Origin of the sequence: Nocardia sp. NPDC050406 (assembly GCF_044459025.1) — a bacterium.
GTDB lineage: Bacteria > Actinomycetota > Actinomycetes > Mycobacteriales > Mycobacteriaceae > Nocardia.
Map to the genome: position 1 here is coordinate 783,945 of NZ_JBITIM010000001.1, position 14,040 is coordinate 797,984.

Annotated in this window: 13 protein-coding genes; 5 read left to right on the forward strand and 8 right to left on the reverse strand. The window is 67.8% G+C overall.

Going from position 1 to position 14,040, the window contains the following annotated elements:
• Positions 1–69 precede the first annotated feature (69 nt).
• From ACIBH2_RS03630 to ACIBH2_RS03640, 3 genes are read left to right on the forward strand one after another with little or no spacing between them, the layout of a single operon-like run.
• Positions 70–2,400, forward strand: a complete 2,331-nt coding sequence (locus ACIBH2_RS03630) for a galactose oxidase-like domain-containing protein (protein ID WP_397113040.1) — start codon at positions 70–72, stop codon at positions 2,398–2,400.
• Positions 2,401–2,451: 51 nt separating this feature from the next.
• Complete coding sequence (locus tag ACIBH2_RS03635; protein ID WP_397113042.1) at positions 2,452–2,781, forward strand: ArsR/SmtB family transcription factor; 330 nt, start codon at positions 2,452–2,454, stop codon at positions 2,779–2,781.
• Entirely contained in the window at positions 2,781–3,479 is a 699-nt protein-coding gene (locus ACIBH2_RS03640) for a cation transporter (protein WP_397113044.1), read from the forward strand. Before ACIBH2_RS03635 ends, ACIBH2_RS03640 begins: the two co-directional genes overlap by 1 nt.
• A gap of 40 nt (positions 3,480–3,519) precedes the next feature.
• On the opposite strand, the gene ACIBH2_RS03645 is transcribed toward ACIBH2_RS03640, so the two are convergent.
• The 4 genes from ACIBH2_RS03645 to ACIBH2_RS03660 all read right to left on the reverse strand — a co-directional run bounded on the left by ACIBH2_RS03645 (position 3,520) and on the right by ACIBH2_RS03660 (position 8,446).
• Positions 3,520–4,266, reverse strand: a complete 747-nt coding sequence (locus ACIBH2_RS03645) for a hypothetical protein (protein WP_397113046.1) — start codon at positions 4,264–4,266, stop codon at positions 3,520–3,522.
• A gap of 68 nt (positions 4,267–4,334) precedes the next feature.
• Positions 4,335–5,792 (reverse strand): SDR family oxidoreductase, encoded by a 1,458-nt coding sequence (locus tag ACIBH2_RS03650; protein ID WP_397113048.1) that lies wholly within the window; start codon positions 5,790–5,792, stop codon positions 4,335–4,337.
• An 18-nt stretch (positions 5,793–5,810) separates the two neighbouring features.
• Complete coding sequence (locus ACIBH2_RS03655; protein ID WP_397113050.1) at positions 5,811–6,338, reverse strand: TspO/MBR family protein; 528 nt, start codon at positions 6,336–6,338, stop codon at positions 5,811–5,813.
• Between the two features lie 2 nt (positions 6,339–6,340).
• Positions 6,341–8,446, reverse strand: coding sequence for an MMPL family transporter (locus tag ACIBH2_RS03660; protein WP_397113052.1), 2,106 nt, complete (start codon positions 8,444–8,446; stop codon positions 6,341–6,343).
• Between the two features lie 69 nt (positions 8,447–8,515).
• Between ACIBH2_RS03660 and ACIBH2_RS03665 the strand changes: the two genes are divergently transcribed.
• Positions 8,516–9,061, forward strand: a complete 546-nt coding sequence (locus ACIBH2_RS03665; RefSeq protein WP_397113054.1) for a MarR family winged helix-turn-helix transcriptional regulator — start codon at positions 8,516–8,518, stop codon at positions 9,059–9,061.
• 18 nt (positions 9,062–9,079) lie between these two features.
• On the opposite strand, the gene ACIBH2_RS03670 is transcribed toward ACIBH2_RS03665, so the two are convergent.
• The 3 genes from ACIBH2_RS03670 to ligD form a co-directional block, all read right to left on the reverse strand.
• A complete protein-coding gene (locus ACIBH2_RS03670; protein ID WP_397113056.1) occupies positions 9,080–9,598 on the reverse strand; it encodes a hypothetical protein in 519 nt (172 codons plus the stop codon).
• 49 nt (positions 9,599–9,647) lie between these two features.
• Positions 9,648–10,703, reverse strand: coding sequence for an alpha/beta hydrolase (locus ACIBH2_RS03675; protein ID WP_397113058.1), 1,056 nt, complete (start codon positions 10,701–10,703; stop codon positions 9,648–9,650).
• 222 nt (positions 10,704–10,925) lie between these two features.
• Positions 10,926–11,891 carry a non-homologous end-joining DNA ligase gene (gene ligD / locus ACIBH2_RS03680; protein WP_397113060.1) on the reverse strand — a complete coding sequence of 322 codons (966 nt, stop codon included), beginning with the start codon at positions 11,889–11,891 and terminating at the stop codon, positions 10,926–10,928.
• 220 nt (positions 11,892–12,111) lie between these two features.
• Between ligD and ACIBH2_RS03685 the strand changes: the two genes are divergently transcribed.
• The gene (locus ACIBH2_RS03685) at positions 12,112–13,098 is read left to right on the forward strand and encodes a TerC/Alx family metal homeostasis membrane protein (RefSeq protein WP_397113063.1); all 987 of its coding nucleotides are present in this window, start codon (positions 12,112–12,114) and stop codon (positions 13,096–13,098) included.
• A 149-nt stretch (positions 13,099–13,247) separates the two neighbouring features.
• Here ACIBH2_RS03685 and ACIBH2_RS03690 read toward each other — a convergent pair whose 3' ends face one another.
• The gene (locus tag ACIBH2_RS03690; RefSeq protein ID WP_397113065.1) at positions 13,248–14,033 is read right to left on the reverse strand and encodes a class I SAM-dependent methyltransferase; all 786 of its coding nucleotides are present in this window, start codon (positions 14,031–14,033) and stop codon (positions 13,248–13,250) included.
• Positions 14,034–14,040: the final 7 nt, after the last annotated feature.

Sequence of the window (14,040 nt, forward strand, 5' to 3'; positions counted from 1 at the left end):
ACGCGGACATCGGCGGACAACCTTGTCGATCACCGGGCGCGATCGTGTCCGGTGGACGAGTATCGAGGCGTGGCAGGTGAATTCGTTCCGGTACCGGATTGGTTCGCGGCGGAGAATCAGGACTGCGGTGTCGCCGTGGGCGATATCGACGGCGATGGCGCGCCCGATGTCGTGGTGCTCATGGTCGACGATCCGCAGGGGCAGAATGCCGGGCTGTACCGGGTAGGGCTGGGATTCGCGACCGACGGGTCGGTGCGGGAATGGGGGCCGTGGCAGACCGTGCCGGAGTGGTTCGGGTGGGCGAACCAGGGCGCGGGCATCGCGGTCGCGGATCTGACCGGCAGTGGACAGCTCGATCTGGTGGTGTTCGTGGTGGACAATCCGCCCGGACAGAACCAAGGGTATTTCCGGGTGGGGCGGGATCTGGCGACCGATGGGACGGTGACCGGCGGCTGGACGCCGTGGGTGCCGGTGCCGGACTGGTTCGGGTGGGAGAACCAAGGGGCCGATATCTGTTTGACGCGCATCGACGGGCAGGACGTGCTCGTGGTGCTGACGGTCGACAATCCGCCCGGCGCGAACTCCGGACAGTTCCGGCTGGCCAAGGGATTCAGCGCCGAGGGAGCGGTAGCCGAATGGACGCCGTGGGTCGCGGTGCCCGACTGGTACGGGTGGGAGAACCAAGGCGCCGGGATCACGGCGGCCGATCTGGATGGGGACGGCAAGCCGGAGCTGGTGGTGTTCGCCGTCGACAATCCGGGTGGGGCGAACGCGGGGGTGTATACGATCGGCTGGGGCCTGGACGGGACCGGGCACGCGCTCGACGGGTGGAGCGGATGGACCGTGCTGCCGTGGGGGTTCACCGAGAACCAGGGTGCCGCAACGGCTCTGGTCGACTTCGGCGGTGCGGCACCGGAACTCGTGGTGTGCGTGATCGACGCCCCCGAGGGGGTCAATGCCGGGTACCTTCAGGTGCTCGAGCTGGAGACCGACCTGCTGCACGCCGCGCATATGGGGCTGTGGCGCGTTCTCGATTTCGGTACCGAGATCAACCCGGTGCATGCCGCGCTGTTGCACACCGGGGATGTGCTGTTCTTCGCCGGATCCGGCAATGACGCCGATCGCCATGCCGCGCGCGAATTCCGCACGCGCGTCTGGCATTACCCGAATCCGGGTATGGCCGCGCCGGAGACGCCGATCGACCTGTTCTGCGTCGGACAGGCTTTTCTGCCCGATGGGCGGTTGCTCGCCGCGGGCGGCACCGAACGCTACGACCCGTTCTACGGCCTGCGTGACGCGCTCGTCTTCGATCCGGCGGCGCTGACCTGGAATCGGTTGCCGGACATGACTTTCGGGCGCTGGTATCCCTCGCTCGTCACGCTGCCGAACGGCAATGTGGTCGCGGTCTCGGGGCTTGGCGCTGACAATTTCCTCTCGGTGGTCCCGGAACTCTTCGACACCGCCACCGAGACGTGGTCGCAGCTGCCGGTGCCCGGGCCGATTCCCATGTACGGCCACCTGGTCCTGCTCGCCGACGGCCGACTGCTCTACACCGGCGGCCAGTACGGCGGCAACAACGGTATGCGCCCGTGCCTCTGGGATCCGGCCACCGGGGCCGTCACCGAGGTCGCGGGCCTCACCGATCCCGGCTCCCGCAATCAGGCCGCCAGCGTCCTACTGCCGCCCGCACAAGACCAGAAGGTGCTCATTCTCGGTGGCGGCGGCTTCGATATGCACAGTCCCGCACCGGCTTTGGCCGACGCGCGCGTCGTCGACACCACCACGGCGCAGCCCACCTACGAACCCGTTCAGCCCATGGACCACGCGCGTATGCATCTGAGTGCGGTCCTGCTCCCCGATCGCACCGTTCTCGCCACCGGCGGCTCCGGCATGGAGGAAATGGCCCACGCGGCTCCGCCCCACGCCGAGATCTTCACCCCCGCCACCAATACCTGGATGCACACCGCCCCCTCCCGCATCCCTCGCCTCTACCATTCGGTGGCCCTGCTCACCCCCGACGCCAAGGTGGTCACCGCGGGCTCCAACCCCGCGCGCAAGACCGAAGAACTCCGCATCGAAATCTATTGGCCCCCTTACCTGTTCCAGGGGCCGCGTCCCGCTCTCACCCTCTCCACCGACACCGCCACCTACGGCGGCACCATCATCGCCACCACCGACACGCCCGTCCGTGAAGCCAACCTCCTCCGCCCGTCCGCCTGCACCCACTCCAGCGACAACGAACAACGCCTCATCGACGTCGAATTCACCTCCGCCCCACCGAATTCCCTCACCCTGACCATGCCCGCCAACCCAGCCCTGGCCCCACCCGGCTGGTACCTCCTGTTCGTGGTGGACGGCAACGGCATCCCCTCCACCGGCCAATGGCTGCGCTTGCACTGACACCTGAGTTCAGTGTTTTCTGAATACAGATTCTGATGTACAGTCCCGGGTATGGAGACGCTGGTTCATCGGGATGCGTTGGCGCGATTCGGGCATGCCCTGTCCGATCCGACGCGGACTCAGATCTTGTTGCGGTTGCGCGAAGCGCCCGGGTATCCGTCGGAACTAGCCGAGCAGATCGGGGTGACCCGGCAGATCTTGTCCAATCATTTGGCCTGTTTGCGGGGGTGCGGGCTGGTGGTGGCGGTGCCGGAGGGGCGGCGCAGTCGATATGAGCTCGCGGACGCGCGCATCGGGGCCGCGTTGGGGGATCTGCTGGGATTGGTGTTGGCGGTCGATCCGGCCTGCTGCCCGGCCGCCGACTCGGAGGACTGCTGCTGATGTCGGCACCTTTGGGCATGCCCGCGCTAGGGTCGGTCGCCGGGCCGACGCCGGAGCGCAAAGCCGTACTGGCACGGCGAATTCGATGGTTCGTCGCGGCGACCATCTCCTACAACGTGGTCGAGGCGGTCATCGCGCTCGGCGAAGGCGCGCGAGTGTCCTCGACCGCGCTGATCGGATTCGGCCTGGATTCGGTGATCGAGGTGTCGTCCGCGGCGGCGGTGGCCTGGCAGTTCGCCGGACGGGATCCGGAGCGGCGCGAGCGCGTCGCGCTGCGGATCATCGCCTTCTCGTTCTTCGCGCTCGCGCTCTACGTCAGCGTCGATGCGATTCGCGGGCTGCTCGGAATCGGCGAGGCGAAGCATTCGCCGATCGGAATCGCCTTGGCCGCAGTGAGTTTGGCGGTCATGCCGGTGCTGTCGCGGGCACAGCGCCGCGCCGGGCGCGAACTCGGCTCCGCCTCCGCGGTAGCCGATTCCAAACAGACGCTGCTGTGCACCTACCTCTCCGCGGTACTGCTGGTCGGACTCCTGCTCAACAGCCTCTTCGGCTGGTCCTGGGCCGACCCGATCTCCGCCCTGGTCATCGCCGCGATCGCGATCAAGGAGGGCATCAACGCCTGGCACGGCGACACCTGCTGCCCGACACCGTCCACCCGAGCCCCCTCCCCCACAGACGCCTGCGCCTGCTGCGACTGAGCGCTGGACATCGGCCATTGCCGCCACCATTACCTGGTGATCACGTGTTCAGCGGGGCGCGCCAGGCGGGGAAGGCTTCGGGGGTGGCGCGGAGGTATTTGAGGCTTTGTTTCATGTAGACGCGGGGGTTGGTGTCGAGGTGTTTGGACCAGGTGGGTTTGGGGTCGCCGCGCATGACGGACCAGCAGGCCAGGGCGTAGCCGAACATCGGGGGTGAGAGGTAGCCGAGGCGTTGGGAGCGCCAGCCGTGGGTGCCCTGGGTGAATTGGAAGGCGGAGTTGGCGTTGAAGACGCCGAGGCCGAGGTAGACCGTGGTGAGGTCGGTGAGTTGTTCGCCGTCGTGGCGGTCCGGGTCGATGCGGCGCTCGCCGAGGAGGCGTTCGTGTGCCAGTTCGTGCGCGGCGGTCGCCACCAACTGGATCGGGGAACGGCTGCGCGTCAGGTCGAGCGACACCACGGCGCGGCCGCGCTCCACCCGGTAGTGCCCGGCCTCACCGTGCGAGGTGCCCTCCAGGAAAGCCACATCCGGCAGGTCGTCCACGTCCGAACGGACCTCCACCAGAATGCGATTCGGCTCGACGCCCATGTACCGACGCACCCGGTCCACCACCGCGCGAGCCTCGGCTTCGGCGCCGGAGTACGGGCCGGGGAAGAACTCGCCGGTCGGGAGTATCACGGGTGCGCGCAGCGGTGCGGTGCCGAATTGCGCCGCGCACCAACCCAACATCTCCTCGACCCATACTCGTTCGGTCTCCCCCACCGGGCACGTCGGCCTGAAAATCCCCATGCCGCATTATGTCCGCACGCGCGGGGGCGGTCGTAGCCCCGAAAACCTCTCCCCTGCGAGGTCGGGGGTTACTTCGTTCGCTGTGCCGCGGCGGTGATATTGCGTGCCATGCCGCCGAATATCACCGCGTGGAACGGTGCGATGGACTTCCAGTACAGGTGACCGGCGAAGCCGTGCGGTTCGAACAGCGCGCGCTGCTGATAGACGGCTCCGGAGCCGTCGCCGGGGACGACGGACAGTTCCAGCCAAGCCCGACCGGGGACCCGCATCTCGGCGCGCAGCCGCAGCAGCCGTGGGCGGTCGATGTACTCGACGCGCCACCAGTCGAGGGCTTCGCCGGTGCGCAGGCGATGCGGGTCGCGGCGACCCCGGCGCAGGCCGACGCCACCGGCGATACGGTCGATCCAGCCGCGCAGCGACCACGCCAAAGGGAAGGAATACCAACCGTTTTCGCCGCCGATGGCCTCGATGACCGTCCACAGCCGCTCCGGACTGACGTCGGTGGCGCATTCCCGGACATCGGTGTAGAACGTTCCTCCCGACCAGTCCGGATCCGTTGGAATCGGGTCCGACGGAGCACCCGGCGCGTCGGCATCGGACCAGCGCGTCGGCACATCCAGATCCTTGATGCGCGCCAGCGCCAAGGCCACCGCGCGCCGATAGCCGGTGCGACCCTCGGGCGGCGGCGCGATGTGTTCGGAGATGGCGTCGTCGGCGCAGACCACGTCGTTGATGAGCGATTCCATCAACGGCACCGCGATCGAACGCGGTACGGGCGTCACCAGATTCACCCACTGCGCCGACAGCCACGGCGTGAGCACCGGCACCGGCACGATCACGCGGCGCGGCAATTCGGCGACCTCCGCGTACCCGCGCATCATGTCCACGTAGGTCAGCACATCCGGCCCGCCGATATCGAAGGCCCCGGACACCGATTCGGGCACCTTCGCGGCGGCGACCAGATAGTGCAGCACATCCCGCACCGCGATGGGCTGGATGCGATTGCGCACCCAGCGCGGGGTGACCATGACCGGCAGCCGCTCGGTCAGATACCGCAGCATCTCGAAACTGGCCGATCCCGAGCCGATGATCACCGCCGCCCGCAGCACCAGGGTGGGGGTCGGACCGGCGAGCAGAATATCGCCGACCTCCGCTCGCGACCGGAGGTGACGTGACAGCTCCTGTCCCGCGGGCGTGATACCGCCGAGGTAGACGATGCGCCGCAGCCCGGCGCGGGCCGCGCTGTCGGCGACCAAGCGCGCGGCCGCCCGGTCCACCTCCTCGTAATCGGCGCGATTGAGCGAGTGGACCAGGTAGTAGAGGACCTCCTGATCGGTCAGCGCCGCGTCGACGGCCTCGGCGGAGGTGATGTCGCCGGTCACCACCTCCACCTCGTCGCGCCACGACACCTCGCGCAGTTTCTCGGGGCTGCGTGCCAGGATCCGCACGGAATGGCCCTGCCGAAGCAGTTCGGGAACCAGCCTGCCGCCGATATATCCGGTCGCACCGGCCACCACACAGCGCACGCCATCACCTCTTCCGGCTCAGTTGTTCAACTGCCATACCGAGAAGTTCAGGGCCGTCGCGAACACGGTCCACACCAGATACGGTACGAGCAACCCGGCAGCGAACCGACTGCGCCCGGCGAACAACACGATCGTCGCGATGATCGCCGCCGTCAGGACGACGATCTCCACCAGCGCCACGCCCCGCCACTCGGCGGCGAAGAACAACGGCGTCCACGCGGCGTTCAGCGCCAACTGCACCCCGAAGGCGGCCAGCGCGGTGCGCACCAGCGGCCACGGCCCGCCGCGCCAGACCCACCAGGCCGACAGCGCCATCAGCGCGTACAGGACCGTCCACACCGGGCCGAACACCCAGGAGGGCGGTGCCCACGAGGGCTGGGTCAAGCGCTCGTATTTGTCGGCCGTGTTCACCGCCGCGATATTGCCGATCGCGGCGGCGGCTATCACGAGCGCGACGATGACAGCCCCGCCGATCGCCTGGGTGCGCGTCGAGTAGCCCTCGAACCGGTCGGTCGACGAATTCCGCTGTGCCGCAGTACCACTCATCACTACCCCGTCCTCTCTGTTGTCACCGGTTGTCGCCGCGCCTGCGACGCGGTCTCACGATCCACCCGCCCAGGCCACCAGACCCACGGCCCGAGAACGGCGAACCACGCCGGAACGATCACCGTCCGCACCACGAGGGTGTCCAGCACCACGCCCAAACCGACCACGAGCCCGAGTTGCGCCATGGTGATCAGCGGCAGCACGCCGAGCACACAGAACACCGCCGCGAGTACCGCGCCCGCGCTGGTTATCACCGCGCCGGTGGCCGAGACCGCGCGCACGATGCCGCCGCGGGTGCCGTGTTCCGGGGTCTCCTCGCGGGCTCGGGTGACCAGGAAGATGGTGTAGTCGACGCCGAGGGCGACCAGGAACAGGAAGGCGAGCAGCGGCACATTGGTGTCCCAGGCGGGGAAACCGAAGAACACCGTGCCGACCCAGCCGCCCAAGCCCAGCGCGGCGAGGGCGCTGAGGACCGTCACCGCCACCAGCAGCAACGCGGCGGGCGGGGCGCGCAGCAGGACCAGCAACACGAGTGAGACCGCGGCGAGGATGAGCGGGACGATGAGCACGCGATCCCGGGCCGCGGCATCGCGACCGTCCAGGGCCTGCGCGTCGTTACCGCCGACCAGGGCGTCGGCCTGGGGTATGTCGGACAGCGCCGAGCGCATGTCCTCGAGGATGCTCGCGGACCTGTCGGAGGTCGGTGTGGCATCGAGAACCACCGACCAGCGCGCCAGTCCGGTCTGGGTGTCTCCGGTGCGCTTGACGTCCAACACTCCCGGCACCCCCGCGAGCGCCCGATCCACCTCCGGCGCCGCCGCGGCCTTGGCCACCACCACCGTCGGATCAACGGACCCGCCCGGGAAATGTGTTGCCAGCGTGTCGAATCCATCGACCGATTCCGCGCGCACCCGGAACTGTTCGGTGCGCGACAGACCGATGTCGACGGCGAGGACACCGAGCGCGCAGACGCCCAACAGGCCCGTCGCGGTGATCGCGACCAGGGCGGGACGGGCGACCACGCGGGTCGCCACGGCATGCCACATACCGCGTTCGGCGTTGTCCCGGCCATCCGGGCGCGGCACGAACGGCCAGAAGATCTGTCGCCGACACAGCACCAATGCCGGAGGCAGGCCGAACAGGACGAAGACCAGCGCGAGCACCAGTCCGATCGCCGCCGGAGCGCCCAGGCTCCTGGTGCTGGGCACCGACGCCGCCAACAGGATCAACAACGCCATGACGACGGTGAGATTGCTGGCCAGAATCGCCGGTCCGGCCCGGCGCACCGCATGTCGCAGGGCGACCCGGTGATTCGGCTCCCGCCACAGTTCATCGCGGTAGCGCGAGACCAGCAGCAGCGCGTAATTGGTGCCCGCGCCGAACACCAGCACACTGGTGATGCCCGCGGTGGAGCCGTCGAAGCTGAGATCGGTGAAGCGGCCCAGCGCCGTGCCCAGACTGGTGGCCACCCGGTCCGCGAGGCCGATGACGAGCAGCGGCACCAGCCACAGCACCGGGGAGCGGTAGGTGATCATCAGCAGCACCGCGGCGACCAGGGCGGTCACGGCCAACAGGGTGGTATTGGCCCCGGAGAACGAATCGGCGATATCGGCGGCGAAGGCCGGGCCGCCGGTCACCTCGAGTCGCAGCGTGTCGGGCAGGTCGGTGCGCGCGGCCTCGCGCACCGCGTCGACGCGGTCGGACAGTTCCAGGCCGCTCAGGTCCGCCGGGACCGGAATCGGTCCGATCACGGCCGTGCCGTCCGGCGCGGGAATCAGTGGGCCGGAACCGGTTTCGCCGGTCGCGGCGACGACGGCCCGGCCGATCGCGGAGGTCGCCGCGGCGCGGTCGCGCTCGTCGAGCGGCGCGCCGTCGGCACGGGTGATCACCGCGAGCGCGGATGAATTCGCGCCATCGGGGAATTGCCTCAGCAGTTGTTCGACGCGCGCCGACTCCGCGTGGTCGGGCAGTGATCGCGGCGCGGACGTGGCGGAATCGTTGCTGCCGATGCCCGCGATCAGCGCTGCGGCGGCGGCGAGCAGCGCCAACAGCAGCAGTGGTGAGCGCCGGGCGGTGACGAACGTGGCGTAGCGATCCCAAAGTCCCACCACTCGAATATCTCAGAAACTTAATTGTTAAGCAACTGAATGAATGGCCGGGCGGACTAGGCTGAGCGGGTGAGCAACAGCGACGCAACGGCCTCGCGCGGGACGCCACCGGGCGATGAGCGCGCGGTGTTGGAGACCGAGATCGGCGCGGATCTGCGCGCCCTGACCGCCATCTCGGAGCAATTGGGGCATGTTTTCGCCCGATGGAACAACGTGCGCCCCAATGATTTCCGAGCCATGCTGCACATCGCCTCCGCCGAGTACGCGGGACGGCCGCTGACGCCGGGGCAGCTGGGCAAGCTGATGGGTGTGTCCTCGGCGGCGGTCACCTACATGGTGGAGCGCCTCACCGCCTCCGGGCACCTGCGGCGCGGTACCGATCCCGCGGACCGGCGACGGGTCATCCTCTACCACGACACGCCCGGCCGCACCGCCGCCGAGGAGTTCTTCATTCCGCTCGGTATCCGCACCAGAGCGGCCATGGCCGATCTGCCCGATGCGGATCTGGCCGCCGCCCATCGCGTGCTCACGGCCGTGATCGGCGCGCTGCACCAGCATCACGCGGAGATGACCGCGAGCCACGGCCGACCGGCCACAGCCAGTGTCGACGAATAGTCCCGACCGCGACGAAAGCTAGGGCAGCGCACCGGTTTCGAGGATGCCCGGACGCAACCTCCCCCGCCCGTCCAGGACCGCGGCGTCGAACAGCGCGCAGTAACTGCGCTGCACCTGGTCGGCGACCGTTCCGGGGCGGAGAAAGGTATCGAGGTGATGGGCGCTGTGGACGAGCCGCACCGCCCAACTCCCGGTGTCGTCACCGGCCGAGAGCAGCCGGTGCTCGATGTGGTAGGCCAGATCCAGGCAGGCCGAACCGATTTCGGCGTAGGTCCGCGCCTCCCGTTCCCAATCGTGTTGCGGGGTCGGCGGTTCCAGCACCGTCAGGATCTCGGTGAGTTCGACGGCGGTCCGCTGGAGTGGTCGACGGTAGCGCGCCAGGCCGTCGCGGCCGGTGAGCGCTCGGGCGGTCACCGGCCGCTGCCGTTGCAGCCGTGTGGCTTCCGCCCGGCGGGCGATCCCGCGCAGGGCGGCGGCGGGCAGGTCGCGCAGCAGCCAATCCACCGCGCGCACCACATCGATTTCCGCTATCAGCACCGCATTACCGCCTTGTGCCGCGCAACGATACCGACGACCACCGCGCGCCCTAGCCGATATTGGCGGAGAGGTCCGGAATCATCCGATACGCCTCGTCCTGCCAGGTGTTCCAGGCGTGAATACCGAAGGCCGGGAACGAGTAGGTGACATTGCCGCCGCCGAGGGTCGCCATGCGCACCTGGAAGGCGCGGGTATTGGCCAGTGCCAAGGCTTCCAGGGCCATACCGTTCACGGTGGCGACACTGGGTCCATCGGTGGCGGAGGGGCGGCCGCTGGCGGCGGCGATCCACAGGCGGGTGCCATTGGCGATCAGGTTGGGCGCGAAGACGAACGGGTCCATGCGCAGCCACTGCGGACCCCACGGCGGGGCCATGGCGTCGACGTTGTAGCCGCCCGCGTCGAGCATGGCCAGGCGGATGGCCTCGCGCATACCGGGCGCGGAGATGTTCAGGTAGCCCGAATAGGCACCGGCGTAGCTGAATTGGTCCGGATGGTAGGCCGCGAGGGTGAGCGCGGCGCTGCCGCCCATGGACAAGCCGAAGACGCCATTGCGATTCGGGTTGAAGCCCAGCCGATCCCGCAGCGCCCAGCGCAGGTCACGGGTGATGAACGTTTCCCACTCGTAGCGGTAGCTCTTGCCCGGGCCGCCCGAGAGCGCGTCCGTCGCACCGGAACCGGTGTTCGCCGAGCCGGTGCCAGCGGGGATGCCGAAGAATTCGCTCGGCGCGTTCCAGTCGGCGTAGAAGCTGGACTGGCCGCCGACGGGCATGACCACATTGATGTTCCAACTGGCCAGCACCTCGGCGACATTGGTTTCGATTTCCCAGCCGTTCAAGGTCTCCGGTGCGCGCATGCCGTCGAGGGCGTAGACCACCCGATTGGTGTTGCCGTCGGCCGCGCGCAGGACCCGGCTCTTGATCGGTCCCATGGTCGGGGAGTCGACCCAGAAGTCGAAGGCGGCGGGGGTGAACGCCGCCTGCGCGGTCGCTCCCGCGCCCACCACGGCGATGGCCGCGGCCAGTAGCGCTACCAGCGCCAATGCCACACTCCGGCACTGGAAGCCGAAGCGTCTCAGTGAATTCGACACTGTGCGAGTCGATCGCATCGATGCGGACCCTTTCGCTCGTGCGGTCGCGAGACCGCAAGGCAGACAAGAAGACCGGCCCCCACACCGGAACGGACACGAGCACCAGGTGCTCGAAGGAGGTATCGGCCCGCCACACCAAAGTGTTGCTAGTTATTAGCCGTCGCTTGTGTGCCGTCGGTCACAGCAGCGAAAGAGTCTGCACAGCGGCAGAATACGAGGACTCGTTACGCGGTAGCCCGCTCAGTCCTCGGTGTCCTCGTCGAGATCCACGTCGACCTTGTCGCGCTCGGCCCACTCGAGCAGCGGTTCGATATCGAAGACCGCCTCGTCCATTCCGGCGTGCAGGTCGCCGAGTTCGGCGTAGCGGGCGGGCACCGTGGCCATGGTGAAATCGCGCGGATGCAGGTCCGGAATCTCCGCCCAGCGCACGGGCGTGGAGACCGTCGCCTCCGGGACGCCACGCACCGAGTACGCCGCGGCGATGGTGTGGTCGCGCGCGTTCTGGTTGTAGTCCACGAACAGCATGCGCGGGTCGCGGTCGCGCCGCCACCAGGCCGTGGTCACATCCTCGGCGGCGCGGCGTTCGACCTCGCGCGCGAAGGCCAGTGCGGCCCGACGCACCTCCTGGAAGCCGTAGTTCGGCGCGATCCGTACGTAGACGTGTAATCCGTTGCCGCCGGACGTTTTCGGCCAGCCGACCGCTCCGAGTTCATCGAGCAGCTCATGCACGACGCCCGCGACGCGCTGCACTCGCGACCACGGACAGTCCGGCATCGGGTCCAGGTCGATGCGCCATTCGTCGGGCCGCTCGGTGTCGAAGCGGCGTGAGTTCCAGGGGTGGAACTCGACGGTGGACATCTGCACCGCCCAGATCACGTCGGCGAGCTTCTCCACGCACAGTTCGTCGGCGGTGCGGCCGTAGCGCGGGAAATACAGTTCCACGGTGGGTATCCAGTCCGGAGCTCCGCCCGGCACTCGCTTCTGATGTACCTTGCCGCCGGGCAGGCCCTTCGGAAACCGGTGCAGCATGCACGGTCGGTCCCGCAGCGCGTTGACGATGCCGTCGCCGACGCTCAGGTAGTACTGCACCAGGTCGAGCTTCGTCGCGCCGGTCTCGGGGAAGTACACCCGGTCCGGATTCGACACCCGCACCGTGTGCTCGCCAACCGTCAACTCCACCGCCGACGACGCGGACTTACTGGCCACCTATCCGACGATAACGGGCAAACCGGCCGCGTGTGCCGACAACACGGGGGCGAGTCGATTGACCTTGATCCGACCAAGCCTTGGGGATTTCTTTACCTTTGCTGGTTTCCCGGGTAGCCTCGTGGGCGGCGCGGGCCGTGTTCCCGCGCATTCCTCGCTGCGGCGTCTGGCGGCAGTTTCGTTGATCGTGTTGTAGAGAGCTGCCCCGGAGGCGTGCGTAGTGGATGTGTCGTTGACCCTGTGGGTGCTGACCGTTGTCGGGTTGGGTGTGCTCATCACCGCCGACTTCTTCATCGGCCGCAAGCCGCATGACGTGTCGATGAAGGAAGCCGGTATCTGGACGGTGGTCTGGATCGCCTTGGCCGTCGCCTTCGGTCTCGGGCTGCTCGTCCTGGGCAATGCGCAGGCCTCCACCGAGTTCTTCGCGGGCTTCATTACCGAGAAGTCGCTGAGTGTGGACAACCTCTTCGTCTTCGTGCTGATCATGGCGAAGTTCTCGGTGCCCTCGCATCTGCAACAGCGCGTCCTGCTGTTCGGCGTGCTGATCGCCTTGGCGCTGCGCGCGGTCTTCATCGGCGCGGGCGCGGCGGTCATCGCCAATTTCTCCTGGGTCTTCTACATCTTCGGCGCGTTCTTGATCTACACCGCCTGGAAGCTCATTCGCGAGGCCCGAGCCGAGGAGGAGGAGTTCGAGGAGAACCGCCTTCTCAAGTCCATCGAGCACAAATTCGGCGTCGCCGACCGCTACCACGGCACCAAACTGTTCATCGAGAAGAACGGCAAGCGCATCATGACCCCGCTGATGGTGGTCATGCTCGCCATCGGCACCACCGACATCCTCTTCGCCCTGGACTCCATCCCCGCCATCTTCGGCCTCACCCAGGACCCCTACATCGTCTTCACCGCCAACGCCTTCGCCCTCATGGGCCTACGCCAGCTCTACTTCCTCCTCGGCGGCCTCCTGAAGAAACTCGTCCACCTCAGCTACGGCCTCTCGGTGATCCTCGGCTTCATCGGCATCAAACTCGTCCTACACGCCCTCCACGAATCCGGCGTCGACACCCCCGAAATCTCCACCCCCTTCTCCTTGAGCGTGATCTGCGGCGTCCTCATCGTCACCACGATCACCAGCCTCATCGCGTCGCGAAAGGAAGCGGCCACGGCATCCACGGCGGAGATCAGCACGAAAGAGCCCGCCGATCCGTAATGGCGAGCGCCGCATGGATTTCCAGAAACCCTGACAGAGGATGTCGTGATTCGGTGACAGCCTGATTCGACGACCGATCGGACCCGCCGATCGGTCGAGTCGGGATCATCTGGATGTTCAACATCAGCGCCCGAAACCCAGCCACCATCTCATGAGCGGGCTCGCGCCCACACGCGGACCGTGGGCGGCGCGTAGAACCATCGCTGATCGTCGTCGAGTTCGGCCCGGGCGGCGGCGATGACCTCACGCGAGATCCCCTGCGCCACCAAGGTTTCGGCGACCTGCACCCAGGTGAGGCTCCACATGTGGGCCATCGGCGAGCCGCCGCGGAACATGGGGATCTGCGCGTCGGCTTCAACGTCGATGAGCCCGTGCGCACCGAGAGCCGAGGGGAGGCTTCTGGCCCAGGATTGGTTCGCGCCCGCGGCCTCGGTCGACTGGGCGAAGGCTCGCCAGACCTCCCCGAACGCACCCGGCATCTCCTCACGGACACCGAGACCATCGCCTTCCTCGAGTAGAAGAATGCCGCCGGGAGCGAGTGCTCCGACAAGCTTCTCCAGTACGGTCTCCCTCTGGGCGATGTGCAACAACACGAACCGCGTATGGACGAAATCGAATGCGCCCGAGGGAAGTTCCTCCGCGACAAGGTCGATCTGAGCGACTTCCCCACCGAGGCCAGGAAGATCCCTCAGATGGCGAGCATCGGCGTCGACCGCGAGAACTCGTCCACCCGGCGCAGTCGCTCCACACAGCCACCGCGCAAAGGAGCCACCCCCCGCCCCAGCCTCCAAACACCGCCAACCCGCACCGACACCCAGCCGCTGCGCGAGTGCGATGCTGTCCGCGTCGTATGCCGCACCCAGCAGCGCGAGCCTCTCCTCAGCGAAATCCCATGCGTTGGAAAGGGTGTACGAGGGTGAGGTCGGCCCGCTCATGGACAAA

What these genes read in the sequence shown, in the direction of transcription:
- ACIBH2_RS03635 (WP_397113042.1), top strand. Translation starts at nt 2,452, where the DNA reads ATGGAGACGCTGGTTCATCGGGATGCGTTGGCGCGATTCGGGCATGCC.
- ACIBH2_RS03640 (WP_397113044.1), top strand. Translation starts at nt 2,781, where the DNA reads ATGTCGGCACCTTTGGGCATGCCCGCGCTAGGGTCGGTCGCCGGGCCG.
- ACIBH2_RS03645 (WP_397113046.1), bottom strand. Translation starts at nt 4,266, where the DNA reads ATGGGGATTTTCAGGCCGACGTGCCCGGTGGGGGAGACCGAACGAGTA.
- ACIBH2_RS03655 (WP_397113050.1), bottom strand. Translation starts at nt 6,338, where the DNA reads ATGAGTGGTACTGCGGCACAGCGGAATTCGTCGACCGACCGGTTCGAG.
- ACIBH2_RS03675 (WP_397113058.1), bottom strand. Translation starts at nt 10,703, where the DNA reads ATGCGATCGACTCGCACAGTGTCGAATTCACTGAGACGCTTCGGCTTC.
- ACIBH2_RS03690 (WP_397113065.1), bottom strand. Translation starts at nt 14,033, where the DNA reads ATGAGCGGGCCGACCTCACCCTCGTACACCCTTTCCAACGCATGGGAT.